The organism is Pseudomonas sp. W2Aug9 (assembly GCF_023127755.1).
In the GTDB taxonomy this organism is placed as follows: domain Bacteria; phylum Pseudomonadota; class Gammaproteobacteria; order Pseudomonadales; family Pseudomonadaceae; genus Aquipseudomonas; species Aquipseudomonas synxantha_A.
Map to the genome: position 1 here is coordinate 77,229 of NZ_SPKL01000001.1, position 20,934 is coordinate 98,162.

15 protein-coding genes are annotated in these 20,934 nt (G+C 58.2%); 7 read left to right on the forward strand and 8 right to left on the reverse strand.

What is annotated here, in order from left to right; translation table 11 throughout:
- Window positions 1-230: 230 nt before the first annotated feature.
- The gene (locus E3O56_RS00345) at window positions 231-689 is read left to right on the forward strand and encodes a very short patch repair endonuclease (protein WP_038451537.1); all 459 of its coding nucleotides are present in this window, start codon (window positions 231-233) and stop codon (window positions 687-689) included.
- Window positions 690-758: 69 nt separating this feature from the next.
- Here E3O56_RS00345 and E3O56_RS00350 read toward each other — a convergent pair whose 3' ends face one another.
- Genes E3O56_RS00350 through E3O56_RS00370 form a run of 5 tightly spaced genes read right to left on the reverse strand, consistent with a single transcriptional unit; the run spans window position 759 to window position 8,194 of the window.
- A complete protein-coding gene (locus E3O56_RS00350; protein WP_248127572.1) occupies window positions 759-1,676 on the reverse strand; it encodes a PD-(D/E)XK motif protein in 918 nt (305 codons plus the stop codon).
- A complete protein-coding gene (locus E3O56_RS00355) occupies window positions 1,669-2,367 on the reverse strand; it encodes a hypothetical protein (RefSeq protein WP_051661116.1) in 699 nt (232 codons plus the stop codon). The genes E3O56_RS00350 and E3O56_RS00355 overlap by 8 nt, the downstream gene beginning before the upstream one ends.
- Entirely contained in the window at window positions 2,364-3,323 is a 960-nt protein-coding gene (locus tag E3O56_RS00360; protein ID WP_223023195.1) for a hypothetical protein, read from the reverse strand. Before E3O56_RS00360 ends, E3O56_RS00355 begins: the two co-directional genes overlap by 4 nt.
- Window positions 3,320-5,365, reverse strand: a complete 2,046-nt coding sequence (locus E3O56_RS00365; RefSeq protein WP_248127574.1) for a hypothetical protein — start codon at window positions 5,363-5,365, stop codon at window positions 3,320-3,322. Before E3O56_RS00365 ends, E3O56_RS00360 begins: the two co-directional genes overlap by 4 nt.
- Before the next feature lie 3 nt (window positions 5,366-5,368).
- Complete coding sequence (locus E3O56_RS00370) at window positions 5,369-8,194, reverse strand: Z1 domain-containing protein (protein WP_051661118.1); 2,826 nt, start codon at window positions 8,192-8,194, stop codon at window positions 5,369-5,371.
- A 407-nt stretch (window positions 8,195-8,601) separates the two neighbouring features.
- On the opposite strand from E3O56_RS00370, the gene E3O56_RS00375 reads away from it, so the two are divergent.
- The 3 genes from E3O56_RS00375 to E3O56_RS00385 all read left to right on the forward strand — a co-directional run bounded on the left by E3O56_RS00375 (window position 8,602) and on the right by E3O56_RS00385 (window position 12,096).
- On the forward strand, window positions 8,602-9,120 hold the full coding sequence (locus E3O56_RS00375; RefSeq protein ID WP_248127576.1) for a cysteine hydrolase family protein: 519 nt from the start codon (window positions 8,602-8,604) through the stop codon (window positions 9,118-9,120).
- Window positions 9,121-9,520: 400 nt separating this feature from the next.
- Window positions 9,521-10,546: a hypothetical protein gene (locus E3O56_RS00380; RefSeq protein ID WP_248127578.1), complete on the forward strand. Its 1,026-nt coding sequence runs from the start codon at window positions 9,521-9,523 to the stop codon at window positions 10,544-10,546.
- A 116-nt stretch (window positions 10,547-10,662) separates the two neighbouring features.
- Window positions 10,663-12,096, forward strand: coding sequence for a glycosyltransferase family 39 protein (locus tag E3O56_RS00385; RefSeq protein WP_248127580.1), 1,434 nt, complete (start codon window positions 10,663-10,665; stop codon window positions 12,094-12,096).
- A gap of 15 nt (window positions 12,097-12,111) precedes the next feature.
- Here the strand turns inward: E3O56_RS00385 and E3O56_RS00390 are convergent, their stop codons facing one another.
- Window positions 12,112-12,600: a TIGR00645 family protein gene (locus tag E3O56_RS00390; RefSeq protein ID WP_005791582.1), complete on the reverse strand. Its 489-nt coding sequence runs from the start codon at window positions 12,598-12,600 to the stop codon at window positions 12,112-12,114.
- 162 nt (window positions 12,601-12,762) lie between these two features.
- Between E3O56_RS00390 and E3O56_RS00395 the strand changes: the two genes are divergently transcribed.
- Complete coding sequence (locus E3O56_RS00395; RefSeq protein WP_248127582.1) at window positions 12,763-14,586, forward strand: hypothetical protein; 1,824 nt, start codon at window positions 12,763-12,765, stop codon at window positions 14,584-14,586.
- 6 nt (window positions 14,587-14,592) lie between these two features.
- On the opposite strand, the gene E3O56_RS00400 is transcribed toward E3O56_RS00395, so the two are convergent.
- The gene (locus E3O56_RS00400) at window positions 14,593-14,910 is read right to left on the reverse strand and encodes a hypothetical protein (RefSeq protein WP_161903998.1); all 318 of its coding nucleotides are present in this window, start codon (window positions 14,908-14,910) and stop codon (window positions 14,593-14,595) included.
- A gap of 314 nt (window positions 14,911-15,224) precedes the next feature.
- The gene (locus tag E3O56_RS00405; protein WP_032879413.1) at window positions 15,225-17,663 is read right to left on the reverse strand and encodes an ATP-binding protein; all 2,439 of its coding nucleotides are present in this window, start codon (window positions 17,661-17,663) and stop codon (window positions 15,225-15,227) included.
- Window positions 17,664-17,928: 265 nt separating this feature from the next.
- On the opposite strand from E3O56_RS00405, the gene E3O56_RS00410 reads away from it, so the two are divergent.
- Both E3O56_RS00410 and E3O56_RS00415 read left to right on the forward strand, forming a co-directional pair.
- Window positions 17,929-18,417 (forward strand): DUF3015 domain-containing protein, encoded by a 489-nt coding sequence (locus E3O56_RS00410; RefSeq protein ID WP_003194274.1) that lies wholly within the window; start codon window positions 17,929-17,931, stop codon window positions 18,415-18,417.
- Window positions 18,418-18,509: 92 nt separating this feature from the next.
- The gene (locus E3O56_RS00415; protein ID WP_248127584.1) at window positions 18,510-20,363 is read left to right on the forward strand and encodes a DUF4105 domain-containing protein; all 1,854 of its coding nucleotides are present in this window, start codon (window positions 18,510-18,512) and stop codon (window positions 20,361-20,363) included.
- Window positions 20,364-20,934: the final 571 nt, after the last annotated feature.

Consider the following 20,934-nt stretch of genomic DNA (forward strand, 5'->3'; position numbering starts at 1 on the left):
TACTTTACCAGGATTGGCACACCAGCGCAGCTTTAGCCACGCTCACGACGATTGCCACTAAAAGTTTCTTCGCGGAAATGACAATCTTTAAATTATGGACCATAAACAGCAAAACTGTTGTCCCACCGAGCCGAGCGAGAAATACCAACCATTTATATAGGCCTCGGGAGCGGAAGCGCAGTTCAAAGGTCGTAACTTCAGCAAGCGCAGCCACATTTAGAGGGTAATAGGTGGACGTAGTCAGCAAAGAAGTCAGATCTCGCATGATGGCCGGCATCCGCGGCAGCAATACGATGCCGGAGATGAAGGTTCGAAAGCTGCTGCACAGTCATGGTTTCAGGTATCGATTGCACCTACGACAGCTTCCAGGCCGCCCCGACGTGGTGCTACCTCGCTACCGCCTCTGCTTATTCATACATGGCTGCTTCTGGCATAGGCACCCCGGATGCCCGTATGCGACCAATCCCAAGTCTCGCGAAGATTTCTGGCGCGCGAAGTTCGAGCAGAACGTGAAGCGAGATATAAGAAACAGGAACGAACTGCTGCAACAGGGGTGGCGCGTCTTCGAACTCTGGGAGTGCGGAATTCGCAGGCCGGAAGCAGAGATCCAATGGCTTCTAAAGGCCGTGCCGGATTGCGAACAACGCTATATTTCCTGGCCCGCTTTCCATACCGAGCCGTCCAACTGACCGGGGCGCTCGGGCTACCAAACAGACAACTGAGTCTCAATCGAACCGTTACTCAACCTGAGTCAATCTCTATAGCAGGCTGGACTTTAGACCCGAAAGATCAACGCTGTACTCGAACTGAACAACGCCTGCGGGTATTACTCCACCTATGAAGCATGCAGGCGTTACTCGGGGAAAACTGTCATCAACCGTATAGGATCTTGCCTCGAGCAGGTTATATGCTTCTTTTCGCGCCGAACATCCTGCCTCCATGCCGAGACGCTGCAGTGCTATTTCCAGCACGGCGGCATCGATGCCGAGCGCAACGAGACGATCGCAAACGAGATCAATCGACACACCTTCATCATCGACAGGCTCAAACCTGAAATGAATCAGCTGTAGCGGCTTACCCGATGAAGCGGCCAACTGGAACTGCCCGGAAATGTTGATAACGCTTCCGTAACGGCTGATCGTCGACTTGACTTCGTAGTCGGTCGCTGGAGTTCTGATGTCAACTACGCCGCCGAAAGGGCCGCTCCACTCATAGGTGCCCCCTCCCATAACCAGCGTCTCCAGAGTCAGCAGCTCAGCGAGCACGTCATAGCCATGCTTGTCGACCAGCGCATTCCCCAGCAGGTGCCGCCACCTTTCCCACCAAACCAGAGGATCAGCCAGCAACGCCTGTCGCACCGCGGTTCCGGACTCGACGCTGACCATATGCTCGCAGATCACCCCGAACTCGTTGCGGAGCCATTCAATGGACGACTCCAGCCGCAGAAAATGCCGATGATGCCCCCCGACAACCCGCTCCACTGTCCGGAGGCTGGCTCCGGCAAACCCTTCTGAAATCTGTAGGGGGGCAGAGCATTCGACAGCAACACCAAACCTGTCACCTTCTCGAAAGACCCACGCCGGGCACGCTACTGGCATCGCCTTGATGGGCAACATTCGGCCGCTCTCGTCAAGGTTGGCAAAGCCTTCTTGAATCTCTTTCAGAAGATCAGTCATGGTCACTATCCAAATCGATGGGCGCGCATCCCACATCGGCAAATAGCGCATCCACGTAGCCGAACAAACCGCCCTCGCAAAACAGAGGTTCCTTCAGCACGATCTGAGCCGTATTGAGCTTCATGATTGCCCTGAACTGATCTTGGGAAGGTTTGCGCAACCGACGCATTTTGAAAATCAGCCGCGTCAGATCAATCCTGAAACCGCCCTTACCAGGTCGCTCGACCAGTTGCACTACCGTATCCGTGGTCACACTCTCCAGTACCTTTCGGGTACTTTCCTCGGAGCCCTGCCACGTAAGGTGGACGGTCCACCACATTGCCCGCAACCAGATGCGGCTTCGGCCCTTCCAGTACCGCACAGGTGGTGCGCTGTCCCAACGACTTCTCACCAGATCCGGCAGCACCCTCAGGGAAAGAAAGCGCCACCAACCATCATCTGCGGCAGTGCGAATGTCCATCCCTGCTTCTGACAATACCCGGTACAGGGCAAGGCCAACTTTCATGTCATATGCGCCAGGGCCTGACGCATTGCTTCTCGCGGTGGCGTCATACAGCGGCACGATGGCGAGGAATTGACGGCGTATCTCGTCCATTGTGGGACTGGACATGTCGGGGAGAAACACATCGCTTTTGACCATCTCGTCAAAGTGGCGCTGCGACAGTTTGAGGTTCAGTGTCGGGAAACTCATGCTGCGCTCTCCAATTCCCGGACCCGGTGATCAAGCCAGCATTGGGTAGATATGAACAACTCTGGAAGTGAGCCTGTTTTCAGATCACCCAGTCGAATGAATGAACGAACTGCGTCAGCAATACTCGCGATGCCTTCATCGGCATCGGGCGCGCTCAGATACGTATCAAACTGTGCGCCCATGTCTTCCTGGACCTGAGCAATGACTAGCGCAAGCCAGGCTGCGAACACCTGACGCATCAACGGCGACTGCTCGATATTCAGAGCCCGGCGGTCGCGCAGCTGTTCGAAATGCGGGTGGGCGTTGTTAAGTACAAGCGCGACGTAGTCGCTGGAGAATGGTTCATCCTGCGGATCGCTCCAACAAGCTTTCAATTCCCACAACGGTCCTTCTGCGCCCAGAGACTCCTCCAGCACAGGAAAAAGGGAGCCGTCACCATCGATGACGATTTCGATTGGCTGTGCCAAGAGGCCCAGCCGTGCACCTGGCTGATGCGCAAATCCGGGAACGAACTCTACTGCGTATCGGCCTAGAAACGCTTGAACCGATAGTAGACCGCTACCTCTGACCGTCCCGGGCTCCAGTTCGATGTCGAGCAGCACGTCCTCGTCATCTGCTTCGTGCCGTAGGCCATGAATAGGTCCAAGCGTTCGCCAGCAGGAGTCCGCAGAGGCCCACTCCAGCGCCAGCAAAACCTCAGCGTCCCTGCTCACCACACCGTGGGGACCGAAGACGGCCTCCAAAAGCGGAGCCCGCTCGATCAAACATTGAACCACCAAGGGATGTTCGGCCGGGTTCCAGTCACTGTCCTTGCCCAAGGCATATTGATCGCCACTCACCGCCGTCGCGCCCGGATCAATACCGTCATCTGACCGGAAGATATAGGTCACTTCAGACTCGCTTCCGTCGCCGAGCGGCGCATTCAGCATTCGATATAGCGGCAATCGAGTACTCATTCCGCGACTCCATTTGCATCCGAAATTTGGACACCGATCACTGGCCGCAACAACTTGCCACCGGATTCAGTCATCCTGACGTGAAGCTCCCCTTCCAGCATGAGTCCCGGTTGAACAGACGCGGTACTAACCGTGAGCCTGACACCTGTTCCATCTGCAACTACCATGCTTTTTACAGAAGAGGCGGCGCTGCTGATGCGGGGTGACTCCAGTCGAAAGGGGAACGCGCCGAGCCCGCTATCAACCCATGTATCAAAGGTGATCGGCCCGGCTTCGGAATCTACAGAAACAGTGATTTCCCTCGGAATGCTTGGCTGCACCATCCCCCATCTTAAACACCACTTCATGACGATGGCGGATGTTGCATACCTGACTTCCATTATCTCCAGCTCGGGCGAAAGCACCGCACCTCTTCTGGCCCCATGTCCGATGGCCACACGCGGCGGCACTTTGCCAAACCGCCCATCGCCGCCAAACCCACGACTGGGCAGCACGAGCTCGGCAAGTTTGCGTGACATCCGCATCAAAGGTTTGACGGTCACGCTGGGCTGGGGCGGTATGCCGAAATCCTTCATCGCGCGGCCACACTGAGCACGAATTTTCTCAACCACTCGCCCTCCGTTTACGTCTATCCAAGCGGCATGATCCGCACGCTCACAACTCCTCAGATACCCTTCCAAATTCTGTATGGTTGAGCGGAGCCCTCGGGCTTTAGATGGCAGGAGCTCCTGATCCGAATCTGGCAGAAACAGCGCCACAACGTATCGGCCATCCGCAAAACCGGCAAAACCACCGGCCCAGCCTCGCGAATCGATACTGTCGTCCCAACAGATATTCATTCCAGGCGAGCGCATGAACGTCACTATCGGTCGATGGGGCGCGCTGCTGTCTGTCTTAGAAAAGATGCAGGTTTCCGGGCTGGGCGCATTGTCTGGCGCATCCATTTGCAACTGGCGTGAGCTTATCGCCACAGCAAGCACCCAGCCCGCCTGACCACTACCCACGAACTCACCGCGTAGTTGAATAGCTCTGCAGAGCACATCATTACTCTTGACACCTCTGGCGGTCAGATAATCTTCCTCCTCTGGAGCCTCTCCTACCGCGCGGTCATACAGGCATTGGCTTACCCGGAATGTCGGCAGCATGTCCGCGCTGGCTATCTCCTTGCCGTTCACCGATGCACTTAGATATCTACCACTGGCGAAGAAGGGGTTATCCAGCCGTGCACTGAACCAGCGCTGGATCGCAACATTCACGTAATCTTCGTAACTGCTGTACCACCATGGTGCCGGCCCGCCTTCTTCGTCGAACACGGGTAGTAGATTGTCCTTGAGCAATGGAATGATGATTGCCGTTCCAGTTGTGTTACCGGTGAACGGCCGGACACCCAATCCCTTTAGGATTTCGTGAATGTGCTCCGGTGTCGTGATCGCTCGCAAGCTGTCATTCGCACCCCACCAGGCAATGCCGGTTTGCGTCATGAGCTGCAGCCGGTCGACACGATTTTCATCTTCGACTAGCGAAGCCACCAACCGCTCTTCATATCCGCCGGCCGTCTTGATCCGACTATAGTAGATGACCAAGCCAGCTCCCATGCGGAAGTAACAGGTCTTGCCCAACCCCCACGAACCGCCCGCACTATCATCCGTGCGAGTCCGCCCGATTTCGAACACCAGCTTCAGGAAGTTCCCATGCTGACCGTTAGCCTCCACGCTGTCGAAGGTCATCGGTCCCGTTAACCCCTCGGTACCTGAATCGCGAATTTCGAGCAGTTTCGGAGTACGCGGATAGCGTTCCCCAAGCGTCTGCAGGTTCAGCCCTTCAGTGAACGTGGAGGCGATAGCGTCCAGCGAATGCTCACGAATATGAAAGTCCACCGAAACCGGTAGAGCCTGATTACCGTTGCGCCCTGCGTCGAGCGCGTTCTGAACGGACTCGCGTACCAGTAGATCCAGCAAAGGCGTTTGTTCGTTCTGCAACGCACGAAGCAGGAATGCGCCGGATTCCTGCATGGGCTGCAGTTGGAGGCTGTAATACTTCATAGGTCAGATCACGCCTACCGTCTCTTCAAGATCATCTTCCGATGTCATGAAAATTTCGGGAATATTGACCGTCACGTGAGTGACGTAGCTTTTCTGCTTGCCTTGCGAACCGGGCAGATAAAGACTGATACCTATGATGTGCGCCTTGGCTTTGAGGGGTTGCCTCTCGCGACGCGGCGCAGCAGCGACCTTTGGAGGACGTACACCGCTGTCTTTATCAATGAGATAGATCAGCAGTTGAGGTACTGTTCCGACACCACCTTTGCCACGAAGCTTTGCCACGTCGGAATTACGGAAACTCGCCGTGGAAAGATCACGCTCTTCAAGGTCGCGGGCATCCGCCAACAGATCTTTCGGATCTCTCAGCGCACCAATGGACACGCCGCCATCCGAACGTTTATCGGCGAAGCGACTACGGTTGACCCGACCAACAGTTTTGCCAGAAATCTCCCAGCTGTTTTTTTGATTCGGTGCGCTACCCGCCACCACGACGTTCCAATTCATGTAGCCGGCCTTTTCAGCGTGCTCGTTGAGCCACTTCTGAAAGGCTTTCATATCCGAAAAGAACTGGTTTCCGGGATGGAACGACAGGCCTGCCAGATAATCGGCTACTCGATTTACTTTAACGTTACGCCAGACAAGGCTGTTGGCGCCCTTCAACTCGGATTTTTCGAGGTGAGCACCTGCAGAGCTCAGAAATTTCTCCGTTAACGATAAATTGGCATCGAGCACTGCGGCAGCATCATCGCCGTCATGAAAAACGGTTGTTTGCCGATTGATTCCCGAAAAGTCGAAGGTTGCCTTGATCGCCCGCTGCATCCTATTCGCACCTGTCGGGCGAATCCAGGAGAGCCTCGCATGCACACGGACGCGAGGACCGAACTCCTCAGGCTTGGCGCCACCGTGCATGAAGCGCTGCAGATCGTCACGAAGCTCCTCCTCCGCGACCGTCAAGAACTCGTACTTTCCTCTCGTATCATCGGTCATCCAGATGCGAGGCAACAGCTCATAGCCTTTGCGGTACCCAAACCAGCGCCCCATCTGCATGAGGGAATCTGCTTGCGCCGACCCGCGCAGGAAAAACGTGCTGACAAGATTTTCGATTGTCAGTCCCCGAGAAAGCGTGCCGCCGCCGATAACGATGAACGCCGTACAGAAATTCAGGCCTTGCGCCGCGTCTGGGTAGAAGAGCCGCCGAACCTCGTTCTCATCGGTCACCCCATTATTGGCGCAGTTATCGACGCACACATGAATACCACGATGGTAGATCCGTTCAGAGTCCGCATCCAACTGGATAGCCGTCACCATATTCAGAAGTGTCCGGACTTCTGCAAAAAAACTGACAAACGTTGGCAGCTCCAAAAGTTCGGAGAGCCGTCCGTAGTCAGGGAAACGCTCGGCAAACTGTGCTACATCTAAGCCCGACGAGACCCTATCCCACACAGGCCTGAAAGTGGCGGTCAATTGATCGTCATCATACTCCGACCACTTTTCGAGAGCTGCCTGCACCGCTTTGCTCATAAAATCATGATGAAGTTGCCTTGCGCTGGTATGGATCAACATGCTCACGGGTTTTACCGCTCCGGACAGTCGCATTACTGCTACACAGCACACATACCAGATCAGGCTTTCTTCCAGCGCATGAGGCAGTGCCAGGTCTTCCCCCCGGTGAAGGCTACCAACCTGCTCCAGATCCTCTTTGGAAACTTCACGAACGATTCCAAGCGGCTCCTTCTCATTCTCGGCGTAACCGAAAATCTGCACGGGCCCGAAATGTTCGTCCGCCTGGGGCAGCGCGGCTATGAAATCCGATGGGTACAGGGTGTCGCCAGGTCCTTCATTGAGAAAGTTAGCGGCGGGTGTGGCAGTGAACGCTACGTAATTCACGCATTTCAGCGGCATACTGATCAACTGCAGGATGAGTCCATTGATGACGGTACGCTCAGCCTTCGAAACGTCATTCGAATTGATACCCGCCTGATCCGCTTCGTCATCAATAACAACGAGCCGCATCTGCGACATCCCCAACGGGTGTGCCTTGACCCAGTCAATGAGATGCCTCAGCCGGGCCGGGTTCTTCAGACAAACAACAAGATGGCGGTCTCTTCGACCAGCGTCGAACTGCATGTCCTGCGCACGGGCACCGTAGGGGCTGTTTCTCGACGGATGCTCGATCGACTTCCAACTGACGTTACCATCATGCTGGAACAGGTCGCCGACCAGACGTTTACTGGTCTGCACCCGCAGGTTCTCGAGCGTCCCGGTCAGCACGACGAAAAGGTTCCATCCATAGTCGGCTGACATGGAAATCAAGCCAGCCATATTGGCTGTCTTGCCGGACTGTACATGCCCGACCACCAACCCTTTTACAGCCATGCGATCTTTTGTGACCTGCCGAAGGCTCTGGAGGACGCGCACCGCAGACCTTTGAATATTATCGACCGAGTCTTCTTTCCAGCCTTGTGCGATCAGGTGTTTTTTGTAGAGCTGCCATGCACTTCGCGCGTCTTGCGGCACAGCCATGCCCGGCTCGGCCTCTTCCGCTCCTAAAAAGATCAAGGGTCTCGTTGCGGCGACAGATTGCTGTTCCGCCTGCTCCTTGCGCCGAACGACCTCCTTCCAGCGTTCAAATCGCTCTTCTGGGCTATTGCCTAGCGAAGGCCAGTCGTCCATTTCCTCCTGCGATAGGAACCAGTCATTGACTTTCTCAAGCGACTCCCCCATCCGGCCGAGCCTGGCAATATCTTCCCAGCTCCTGCCTTTCAGACGCCAACCATCAATGAACGCGCGGCATTTGTCGTACGCTGGGTTGATACTGTAATCAGCCATAGCATCCCTACTGTATTCGGAAGACAACTCGAAGCAGGAACATCGCCCACATCCAAGTCAGGAGCGGAGATAGTGGCACAGAGCTAGCCACCTTACAAAACCCTGTCACCAAGCGGTCTTGAATTGCGAGTCTGCTATTGCGCGGATGCTTTCCATCGCCGTCAGAACTCTTTTTTGAACTTGGCATTTCCTCAACCTCAATGCTAGTGTCAACCCATGACTACCCATTACCTCACCTCGACCACCACCACCACCACCACCACCACCACCACCACCACGACCGCATCAAGCGGAGCGTGCGAGGTGTCGTGAGCCAAAACAAACGAACACTTCAAAGGCCCGCCAGCGATGGACAGGGCCTTTTTTATGCCCTTGTGTCGCTGGTTCACACGCAAGGAGATGCACCTATGTACGCCCTGTTGATACTGGATATCCAAGTCGGACTCATCCACGGCCCGGAAAAACCCTGGCGCTGCGACGAACTGTTGGAGACGCTGAATGCCCTGATGGACAAGGCTCGCAGCGCAGGCGCGCCGATTTTTCTCGCTCGCCACATCGGCCCCGTTGGCTCGCCAATCGAACCAGGCAGCCCGCTTACGCTGATTGCAGAGGAACTGAAGTTGCAGGGTGAAGAAGTGGTGTTCGAAAAGCGCCGGCCTAACGCTTTTGCAATGACTGACCTGGCTGACCATCTGCGCTCCAGCGGCGCCACCGGCGTGGTAGTCACTGGGATGAAAACGCAATACTGCGTCGACAGCACCTGCCGTGCCGCACGTGATCTTGGCTTCGATGCGGTGCTTATCGCCGACGGTCATACCTGTTCTGATACGCCCTTGATGAAAGCCGAGGCCATCGTGGCTCATCACAATGCCACGCTCAACGGGCCGTTCTGCCAGTTGGTTCAGGCTGAGGACTGGAGCTTTTAACAGAGCCTGACGACGGGGAGGTCAACAGGGCCGGGCTTCGGAACTTTCCTGCAAGATGCCGCGCTGTCGGTGAACTGGCGCACCCCAACCAACAAGCCTAGCCTTCCCCTGTCGCTGCAAAATCAGCGACCGGGTTTAGCAGCTCGGTTGATATCAAGGCCTGCAAAGCCACCATCCGTTCGAGCGATGCTTTCAGCATCCGCTGGTTCGTATCATGGCGGCTGTGCGTGGGGCACTTTCGGGTGCGCCGGGTTCCTTGATTCCTGGTCTGCTAACCCGCGCACGGTCGCCACCCTATAAAAAGGGCGAGAAGCCTCAACGCCCACCTCGCCCGCTGGAATCCCCTAGCACTTCCCATTACCCTGACGGCCTTTATCAGACAATCGGAAGTCAGATACCCGTGCTCAAGCCCCTCGCCGTTATCGCTCTTACCGTCATGCCCTTACTCGCAACCGCTGCCGAGCTGGACGGGGTCTGGCAAGGCACCTTGGGCAAATCCGCTATCACCGTCTGTTTCAACGGCGCCGACGGGGAGCATGGCAGTTATTACTACCAGCGCATCCGTACCCCGATTCAGCTGACCCAGGCCAACGACAACGCCCCTTGGGTAGAGGAAGGAAACACCGGTTTCTGGACTCTGCAAAAACCTCAGGGCGATACCCTTTCTGGTGCCTGGAGCAAAACCGATGGCGGTACGCCGCTGCCACTGGCTTTACGCCGCATTGGCACGGACGGCTGCGGCAGCGATGCCTATAACGCGCCCATGGAAGCCGCGCCGCTGCCGATCAAGACCGAGAAGAAGACTTTCCACAACCACACCTACCAACTCAAGACCCAAGGCCCCCGCGTCACGCTCAAGCTGGAGGGAGACAGCCCGGCGGTGCAGAAGATCAACCAGCAACTCGCCGCTCTGGCCGTCAATGACGAAGATCTAACCGACTATTTTTATGAGCGGCGTGAATACCTGGGTCGAAACGGCTCGGTCTATACCAGTGAGATCGAGGTTGAGCCCGCCTATTGGTCATCGCAATTTCTCACCGTGCGGTTCTACCGCTGGGCCGCAGGCCAAGGCGCCATGGGCATCAGTTGGGGCCTGCACTCCTGGAACCTGCAAACCGGTGAATCGGTTGACCCCTGGACCTGGATCGGCGGCCATCAGCAATGGTATGACGCCTATTCCGGCCACTTGAAGCTGCCGGCCGCCTTCAGTACCTGGCTGGCCAAGCAAACCACCACCGACGAGGGCTGCCCGGCGATCACCGATTACTCCAACTTTCACCTCAGCTTCAACACCCAGGGCCTGCAACTCTCGACACCGGCCAATGGTGACGGCTGCGACAACGACTTGGTCTTCACCTGGGAGCAGTTGGAGCCGGTGCTGACCGCACAAGGCAAAGCGGCAGTGCCCAGCTTGAAACTGCCCTGACGCGCCCGAGAAAAACCCCGTAGCCGTTCACCAAAGGTTAAGAATCGCGCTCGTATACTCCCTGACTACCCATGACCGATCGTCCGATCGGTCTCATGCCCCGGTAGCCAGATTCCATGACGCGTCCCGCTCCCCTGCTGCTCCTGCTTGCTGGTCTGTTGTTCTTCTTCGCCCTTGGCAACCACGAGCTGCAAGGCTCCACCGAGGCCAGGGTGTCCGGGATCGCCATGGCGATGCACTTGGACAATGACTGGGTGGTGCCGCGCCTGTTTCGCGAGCCCTTCCTGGAGAAACCGCCCCTGAGCCTGTGGCTGGATGCCGGTGCGATTCGCTTGTTCGGCGCCAGCACCGGGGCGGTGCGCCTGGCGTCGGCGTTTGCCGGGTTGTTCAGCGTGATGCTGTTGTATGGGATGCTGCGTCGCTTCGGTCGGCCGCAGACGCTGGCGTTCAGTGCCGCACTGATTCTGGCGACCATGGCCAGTTACTGGGGCAATGTGCGGGGGGTGGGTGAGGATTCGTTGCTCAGCCTCGGCGTAACCACGGCCTTACTGGCGTTTTACCAGGCTGTGCGGCCCGAGCGCGACGGCTCCAGTGTGTGGGCGTGGGCGTTGTTTACCGCTGGCATGGTCATCGCCACGCTGAGCAAGGGGGTGTTGGGCCTGGCGCTGCCGGGGATCGTGATCTTTGTGTACCTGCTCAGCACCAGCCTGATGGATAAACACCTGCGCATCGGCGACTGGCTCAAGCCGGCACTGTTCACGCTGCTGGCCTTGGTGCCGTTGCTGATCTGGCTGGGGTTTCTGTTTCAGCGCGGTGGGATGCAGGCGGTGGGCGAGGTGTTGTGGACCAATAGCGTCGGGCGCTTCAGCGGTTCGTTCGTCGAAGCCGGGCATTACGAACCTTTCTACTATTACCTCGCGAAACTGCCCGAGGCCTTCCTGCCCTGGAATATTCTGGTGTACCTGGGCCTGTGGCATTTCCGCAAAAGCCTGGTGCGCAACCGCTATCGCCTGTTTTTCAGCGTGTGGCTGGTGGCGCAGTTCACCCTGCTGACCCTGGCTTCCAGCAAACGCACGGTGTATTTGATGGCGCTGACGCCAGCCGCGGCGGTGTTGGCCGCCGAATATGCGCGGGTGCTGCTGGAGTGGGCCAAAAACCGCAAGCCGGCGCTGTACCGCTACCACCGCCAGATCATCGGCGGGGTTTTCACCCTGGCCATCGCCTGCTACCTGAGCGCAGCGTTCTGGTTTGCACCAAAAGCCGATGTGCGCCAATCATTCGTGCCGGTGATCAGCCAGGTCCAGACCCTGCAAGACGAAGGCCGAACGGTGGCGATGTTTCAGCCCAACGAGCGGATCGCCGGCGCCAGCGTGTTCTACCTGCAAGCCTACCTGCCGATCCTCAAGACCGAACCCGAGTTGCGCGCCTTCCTCACCGCCAAGCCCGGCAACGTTGCGCTGACGGACCACACCGACCGACTGAAAGAGCCGGTCACGGTGATCAAGCAAATGGCGATCAACCGCCAGCCTTACTACTTCGTCGAGCAGTAAGGCCGGCGCGGGGCATCAGTGCTTGGTGAGCTTGTCCAGGTAGCCCATGGCGAACGCCGAGACCACGAAGGTCATGTGAATGATCACGTACCACATCAGGTGTTGCGGATCGACGTTCTTGGCGTCCATGAAGATGCGCAGCAGGTGGATGGAGGAAATCGCCACGATGGAAGCCGCCACTTTCATCTTCAGCGACGAAGAGTCCATGGTGCCCAGCCAGTTGAGCTTTTCCTTGTTTTCATCGATATCCAGTTGCGAGACGAAGTTCTCGTAGCCGGAAATCATCACCATCACCAGCAAGCCGCCAACCAGGGCCATGTCGATCAACGACAGCAGCAGCAGGATCACTTCCGCTTCCAACATGGTGAAGATGTTGGGAATCACGTGAATGATTTCCTGGAAGAATTTCAGCGCCAGGATCAGCAAGCCCAGGGACAGCCCCAGGTAGATCGGCGCCAGCAGCCAACGCGAGGCGTACATCGTATTTTCGATAAAGCGTTCCATTGAATCTCACACAGCTTGGCTAAAAATGGCGCCGAGTATACCAGCCGCCACCCGGCCCCTGTCACCGCGAGAAAACTGACCCAAGTGGCATCTGTAAGAGAATTTTTCTGCTAGTGTCGAGGCCATTAACTCGGCTCGATGATGTCGGACAGGAAAACTCAGATGATGGATGTGCGATCCCCTTTGGCCACTCTCGGCCTGTGTGCGGCGTTGCTGATGGCCAACGGCTGCTCCCCCAAAGAAGAGCAGAAGCAGGCGACCCTCGAAGAGAAAACCACGAAGTTCGAACAGTCCCTGGACACCATCCAGGACCCCAAGCTGCGCGATGCCATCGCGGATCTGGGCGGCTCGCTGCTGTTACTGGAACGTGCGCGCCTCAAGCTCGCCACTAAGCCCATCGAGGCCGAGTACGGCGAAGACACCCTGGCCTTGCTCAAGCACTACCCCACGCCCCAGGCCTTGGTGGACACCTATATCAATGGCCTGTTCGTGCTGCGCAAAAGCTCTCATTCGGACTATCTGACGGATTTACAACCGGTCTTCCCGTTCAATTTCAACGCCCCTGACCAGTTCCCCTTCCCCCATGGCCTGGAATGGCAGTCGGTGACCCTGAGCAACAACAAAGTCATTCCCTTCCAGCCGGAATGGTCGGAAACCGACCCGGGCATCCAATTGAGCCCCAGCAGCTCCAACCTCACCAACCCCGATGACCTGACGGTGACCTACCCGTTTATCGAAGGCATCGAGACGGAAAACAAAAGCCAGCCGCAGCCCGTCAGCCTCAAGGGCGCGGTTGAAGTGATCACGCCGGGCAAAGTGCTGACCTTCGACCTGAGCAAAAAGGACGTGGGCCATAAACGCACCGAGGGCAACATCACCCTCAATCTGCTGTTGCTGGAAAAGAACTACGCCGAGATCGAACTGACCAACAGCGCCCCCCTGGCCGCAGACGTGGGCGACGAATCACCGAACCCTTTGCTGGTGCAAGCGCGGGACACTACCGGGCAATTTCTGACCCGCTCGGGCTCGATCAACGAGAGTGCCGCGCAAGTGGCGTTCTACGAGAAGCAACTGGCTGAAATGCACAAGCAAAAAGCCTGGTCCGACGCCTTCGAGAAACAGCTCACCGATGAGCAAAAAGCCTTCGAACACAAGCAAACCAGCCATTACGCCAAGGTGTATTTCAACGGGCTGATCGACAACCTGCAGGTCAATGTCCTGGATTTCTCCCAGGCCACGGTTACCCACAAAGACCTGGATCTGCCGGTATTACGCTTCGACAGGAACAGCCTGCAAACCACGGTGCAGGCCCTGCCGATGCCGGTCACGGTGTATGACGACGGCGCCGCCAGCTGGCTCAAAGATGCCTCGATGACCGAGGACCAACTTAAAAGCAGCGTGACCATCAGCCAATCGACCGAAGACGCCAGCGCCGCGAAAATCGTGTTTGACCACCCTTTCACCTTCAACGACGACCTGGTCGGCGCCGAGCGTAACAACAGTGATGCGCCTATCACCTTCTTCACCGCCGACGACAAGGGCGAGCGCGGCGAGCCCATTGAGCTGCCGACCGAGGCTTTCGAGCTGAACGCAGTAAACGGCACACTGACTTACGACCTTAATCTGTTCCCGGAGACCCCGGCGTTTGTGGTGGGCTCGGTGCCGCTGTTCCTGGCGACTATCGAGAAAGCCGTGATTGATGTCGCCAAGCTGCCCAAGGGCCTGTCGCTGAAGGACAACGCGCTGATCGTCGATCAAAAGGACTTCCCCTCCGACAGCTGGCGCTTCTACGCCAAGGACGCCAGCGGCAATTACCTCAAGGAAATCCTCAATGTCAGCCACCGCGCCGAGGAGTACGGCACCGCGCTGTTCGACGTGCATTACTTCTACGGCCAGCCGACTACGCTGGAGAGTTACCAGCGCACCGACCTGGGCACCGTGCAGTACGGCTTCGAGGTCAAGCTGGACAAACCAGAGAGCAAATAGCCGGCGCTAAAGGGCCAACTGCTCCTGGCCGCCATTGAGTTGGCGCAGATGGGCTTGCAGGTGCAGGCACCAGATCTGCGGCTCGTCCATTTGCTCGTAGCCATGCAAGGTCAGGCTATCAACGATGGTGCCCAGCATTCTTTCGGCCACAAAGGGCCCATGAAACGGGCCCTGGGATTTGACAGTGGAAGGCTGCTCGCCCGACATGCCGGCGGCAAACAACAGCGTCCACATCCCGTTATCCCCGGCCAGGGGGCGAATGGAGCATTCGATACGGGTGACCAGGCCCAGGCACTGGCGGGTAAGGCAAAGGTTGCGCGACATGGCGGCGCCCCTCGGTAGATCGGTGTTCAGCCCCAGCGCACGGCGAGGCTGTTTCTATCCTGCGACTCCTGTGGATATCCCTGAGTCTGAGAATAGAATAAAAACGCGACAAACCAAGGTTGTAGGGACCAACGGGCGTTGGTCCCCGAGAATGGAGTCAATTTTGTGGCACGCTAAACGTCCCTAAAGACATCACCGACCAGTGTGGGAGCTGGCTTGCCTGCGATGACGGACTCATAGCCAACCTGCCAGTTGGCTGATACACCGCTATCGCAGGCAAGCCAGCTCCCACCTTAACCGAGTGATGACAGCAATCAGCTTGGCTTGGCTTCTGCCAACGCCTGCTGCGCCAGCTCTTTCTCCGCCTCCTTCAGATCTTCCTCGCTGATCATCTCGGCAATCGCGCGCAAACGCTCCACCACCCGCGCATTCACGGTGCCTTCCGGAAATTGCCCCTCGGCGTCCGGCTCACCGGCATCCTCGCCCACCAACAGGCTCAGCGCCTCATCGGCCTGGCGTACCGCATAGATGTGGAATTGCCCGGCGCGCACGGCCTGCAGCACCTTCTCGTCGAGCATCAACGTCGCGACGTTGGCCTGAGGGATGATCGCACCCTGCTCACCGGTCAGCCCGCGTGCTTCGCAAAGGCGGAAGAAACCTTCGATCTTCTCGTTGACCCCGCCCACCGCCTGCACTTCACCAAACTGGTTGATCGAGCCGGTGATGGCAAAGCACTGCTTGAGTGGCGTCTTCGACAAGGCCGAAATCAAGGTGCACGCCTCGCCCAGGGACGCACTGTCGCCGTCCACATAACCGTAGGATTGCTCCAGGGCGATACTCGCAGAGATCGCCAGCGGGAATTCCTGGGCATAACGACTGCCCAGGTAACCGGTGAGGATCATCACGCCCTTGGAGTGAATCGGCTGGCCGAGGTTAACTTCACGCTCGATGTCGACAATGCCGCTGCCCCCCGGGTACACCGTGGCGGAAATCCGCGCCGGTACGCCGAATGCCGAGTCGCCGACCTCCAGCACCGTCAGGCCGTTGCACTTGCCCACAGCGGCGCCGGCGGTGTCGATCAGGATGACGCCGGCGAGCATGTCGTCGAGAATCCGCGCCGACACGCGGCCGGTACGCGTGGCCTTGGCCTTGAGGGCGCGCTCGATATGCCCGGCATCGGTCATTTCGTCGCCGGCCAGGTGGCGAATGAAGTCCGCCTCGCTGACCAACTGGAACAGGTCGCCAATACGCGCCGACAAGCGGCCCTGATGTTCCGCCAGACGTGCGCTGTAAGTCGCCAGGCGTGCTACCGCATCCGAGGTCAGCGGCGCCATGCCTTCTTCCGAAGTACGAGTTTTGAGCAACTGGGCGAACTGCTCCAGGCTCTCGTCGACCATCGGGATGTCTTCGTCGAAGTCCACCAGTACGCGGAACATCTCCTGGAAGTCCGGGTCGGCGTCTTGCAGCGCGTAATACAACTGGCGCGAGCCGATGATGATCACCTTGACCTGCAAGGGGATCATTTGCGGGTTGAGGGTCACGGTGGCCAGGCGGCCCAGTTCGCCCAGGGGCGACTCCATCTTCAGCTTGCGCGATTGCAGGGAACGCTTGAGGGCATCCCATACAAACGGCTCGCTGAGCATTTTTTCGGCTTCCAGAATCAGGAAGCCGCCATTGGCGCGGTGCAAGGCGCCCGGACGCAACTGGCGATAGGTGGTGTAAAGCGCGCCCTGGTCGGTGCTGTATTCGATACGGCCGAACAGGTTGTCGTAGGTCGGGTGCGGTTCAAACACCACTGGCGCACCACCGTTGACCGGGTGACCCACCACCAGGCTCGGGCAGTACTGCTCTTCAAGCAGCTTGCGCGCCTGGGCGTCGGTCTTGGCGTCGTCCACCAGTTGCTCGACCACGGTTTTAAGCAGGTACACCTGCATCGCTTGCAGGTAGCCGCAAACGCCGGCGTTTTCTGCATACTTTTCCGACAACGGTGCCAGCAACGGCTGCAGGGCCAGGGTGATGGTTTCTTCGTTGAACTGGCGCAGCTGGTTGTTGGACTCGCGCTTCCACTGCGGCAGGCTGGCCAACTCTTCGTTGAGGCGCTCTTCCAGCTCGGAAATATCGTTATGGAAACGCTCGCGATCGGCTTCCGGCAACTGCGAAAACTCGGCTTCGTCCAGCGCCTTGCCGTCGAGCATCGGCGTAAAGGCGATGTTGGAGCTGTCGCGGTACAACGCCACGTCTTTTTCCAGCGCCAGGCGTTCGATCACATCCAGCGCCTTGTCGTAGCGCTGGTTGAAGGCCCGGTCGATGGCGCTTTTGCGCTGTTGATAAGTGGGGTGTTCAAACACTGCCGGAAAGGTGGCTACGAGGTTGTCGACCAACCCGTTGATATCGGCGATAAACGCCGCGGCGCCGCCCCCCGGCAATTCCAGGGCGCGGGGCTCGCGGGGCTCATCGAAATTATTCACATAGACCCAGTCCGCCGGGGTCTGCAGGCGTTTACCTTCGGCTTTGAGGTAGCGTTTGACGAACGAAAAGCGGCCGGTGCCGGGCTCGCCCATCACAAACACGTTGTAACCGGGGCGTGGCATGGCCACGCCGAACTGCAAGGCTTCAACCGCACGTTCCTGGCCAAGCACACCGCGAAAGGGCTCCAAATCATTGGTGGTCGAGAAGCTGAACTGTTCAGCGGAGAAAGGGCGAGTCAGCGCTTCGGGCGCTAGACGCAAGCTGGCAGCAACAGGATCAGGCATCGGGCTTCCTTACATCAGGCGGGGCAGATGGGGGCATTCTGGCTCCGGGTTGAGCGCTCTGGCAAGGCGCGCTTTCGGGAAAGCATAGCCACCGCACGCGTCCTACAAAAAAATCGCCTGAGACTTAATGTTTATAAAAAAACACGGAACCCTAGGAACGTGCCTAAACTCCAAACTGCGCGGGTTGGACTAATAACTGGCCCCTAGGGTGCTGAGAAGCACCTGAACCCTTGTCCATTGGTTTGCACACAAAGAGAACAAAGCTATGAAACGGATCCTTCTTGGTACTCTCTTCACCGTCGTCTCCCTCAATGCAATGGCAGAAGCACCAGGTGGCCCGAACTGCGGTTGGGGCAACATGTTGTTCGAAGGCCAGCGCGGTACTCCGGCTCACTTCCTCGCTTCCACCACCAACGGCACCTCGGGTAACGCCACCTTCGGCATGACCTCGGGCACCAACGGTTGCAGCACCAACAGCGCCCTGACCTACGGCGGCAAGTCCTGGATTGCCATGAATGGCATGATGAACGAGCTGTCCGAAGACATGGCCAAAGGCAACGGCGAAGCACTGACCACCTATGCCGTGGTACTGGGTGTTGCCCCGGAAGATCGCGATCACTTCGCGGCCGTGACCCACGAGCACTTCCAGCAGATCTTCAGCAAGGCTGACGTGACCGCTGACGACGTGCACAACAACACCATTGCTGTACTGAAAAGCGATGCCCGTCTGGCGAAATACGCTACCCAGGCTTAAGCTCGACCCGCCCGCGTCTTTCGAGGCGCGGGTTTTATTTTTTCGACCTGCCCCCCTTGGGTCTTTTTTTCAGTCCGACTTAAGTAGCCCCCATGCTCAAACGCCTCGCTTGCCTGGCTCTCTTCGCCTGCGCCCCGCTGCATGCGGCACCGCACCTCGACGATCAACGTTTGCAGCAACTGGCCAATGATCCGTTCTGGCTGTCGCTGGGGCATTACGAAGCCGGCAAGATCAGTGGCTGGCGCAGCTATGTCAGCGACAAGAAATTCTTCCTCGCCGCCGACGGCGCCCATCACCCGGACGCCGAACTCAAGGCCACCGTGCAAGCGCTGTATGCACCGGCCAGCCTGGGTGAGAAGCACGCCCAGTGTGTGTACCCCGCACGTACCCGCTGGCTCAAGGATCAGTTGCACCTGACTGACCTGCCCGCCCTGGACTGCAAGGAATTCACCCAATGGTTCAAGGACGTCGCGCCCCATAGCGCGGTGATGATCTTCCCCGCGGCCTATCTCAATAGCCCGTCGTCGATGTTCGGCCACACCCTGCTGCGGATCGACCAGGCCGACGTGCAAAGCAACAACACTGCGCTGCTCAGCTATGCCATCAACTTCGGTGCCTATATCGAAGGCTCCGACAACAGCATCCTGTATGCCTGGAAGGGCCTGATGGGCGGCTACCCCGGCCTGTTCGCGCTTGTGCCCTATCAGGAGAAACTCTCCGAATACCGCAGCCTGGAAAACCGCGACCTATGGGAATACCGCCTGAACCTCACCGAGGTCGAGACCAAGCGCATGGTCGAGCACGTGTGGGAGCTCAAGCAGATCCAGTTCGACTATTTCTTCTTCGACGAAAACTGCTCCTATCGCCTGCTGGAACTGCTGCAAGTGGCACGCCCCGGCCTGCGCCTGACCGAGCAATTCCCCCTCACTGCGATCCCTACCGACACGGTCAAGGCCGTCAAGGAAGCGGGCTTGGTGGAGAAGATCGACTATCGCCCCTCGCGTGAACGCGAACTGCTCGAACGCGCCAAGCCGCTGGACAGCGATGAGCAACAGTGGGTGTTGAAAGTCAGCGATGACCAGAAGCAACTGCAAGAGCCCGCATTCAAGGCCCTGCCCCGCGAGCGCCAGGCGCTGATCATCGACGCCGCCTACCGCCTCGGCCGCTACCGCGCCAATGGGCTGGAACGCGACACCGAACGCTCCCAGCGCAGCTTCGAACTGCTGCGGGCGATCAATCAGAACCCTGCGCCAGACCTCAAGATCACACCGCCTGGTTTGCCGGAGAACGGCCACCAGTCACGCACCTGGCAAGCCGGCATCGGCACCCGTGGCGACAAAGCCTTTGGTGAATATGGCCTGCGCATGGCCTATCACGACCTTAACGACAACGCCGAAGGCTTCCCCCTCGGCGCCCAGATCGAAATCCTGCAAATGAAACTGCGCCAGTACGAAGGCAATCACTGGCAGTTGCAGCAACTGGACCTGGCCACCATCCGCTCGCTGACGCCGCGTAACGCGCTGCTGCAACCCTGGTCATGGCAAGTGACTGGCGGCCTGGAACGGGTACCGGGCAAGCACGACGACGAAACCCTGGTCGCCCACGTCAACGGCGGCGCCGGCGGCACCTGGCAGCTCTCCGACGACATGCTCGGCTTCGCCCTCGGCACCGTGCGTGTGGAGCACAACAATGACTTCAGCGAAGCCATCTCCCCCGCCGCCGGCTTCAACACTGGCGTACTGTGGAAGAACCCACTGGGCAACCTGAGCCTGGAAGCCAAGGGCGACTTCTTCACCAACGGCGAAGTGCGGCGCAGCATCAGCCTCAACCAGCAATGGGAACTGTCGCGCAACCTGGGCCTGCGCTTGAGCGCCCAGCGTGAGTTCAGCCACCTGTCCACGCCGGTGAATGAAGTGATGCTTGAATTGAAGTGGTACCACTACTAACCAAAGCCTGATGAAAATCAAAATGTGGGAGGGGCGGTGCGACGATTCGACTTGCTCCCGATTGCGGTGTTTCAGTCCAGCATTCAGTGACTGACACTTTGGCATCGGGGCATAGGTATCTACACACCTTCGGTACGACGCTAAGCCTGTGGCGAGGGAGCTTGCTCCCGTGACGACGGACAGCCGACGCTTATCTACCTGACACCCCACGATCAAACTGTGGCTGGCTTGTCGGGTCGCCGCATCGCTGCGATGGCGGCCTGACAGCCGACACCGTTATACCGAGTACATATCCATTCTTGCGGTAACGGCTACTTAGGGTTCCGCCCTGACGGCGGCTCACTTTGCAAAAGCGGCAAAGTAAGCAAAACGCTCTTGCCCCACCACTCGGCACCTCGCTTAGGCTCGGTGTGCCCGTAATCCGCCATGGATTTGGGGGGCCGCCGCCACGCGCCATCCATGGCGCGGGGCGGCTAAACCGGCATCCCTGCCGGTTTACCCCCCAAATCCCTGTCGAATTCCGGCCAGCGTGGTTTAACGGGGCGCCTAAGATCAAAAGCAGATCCAAAGC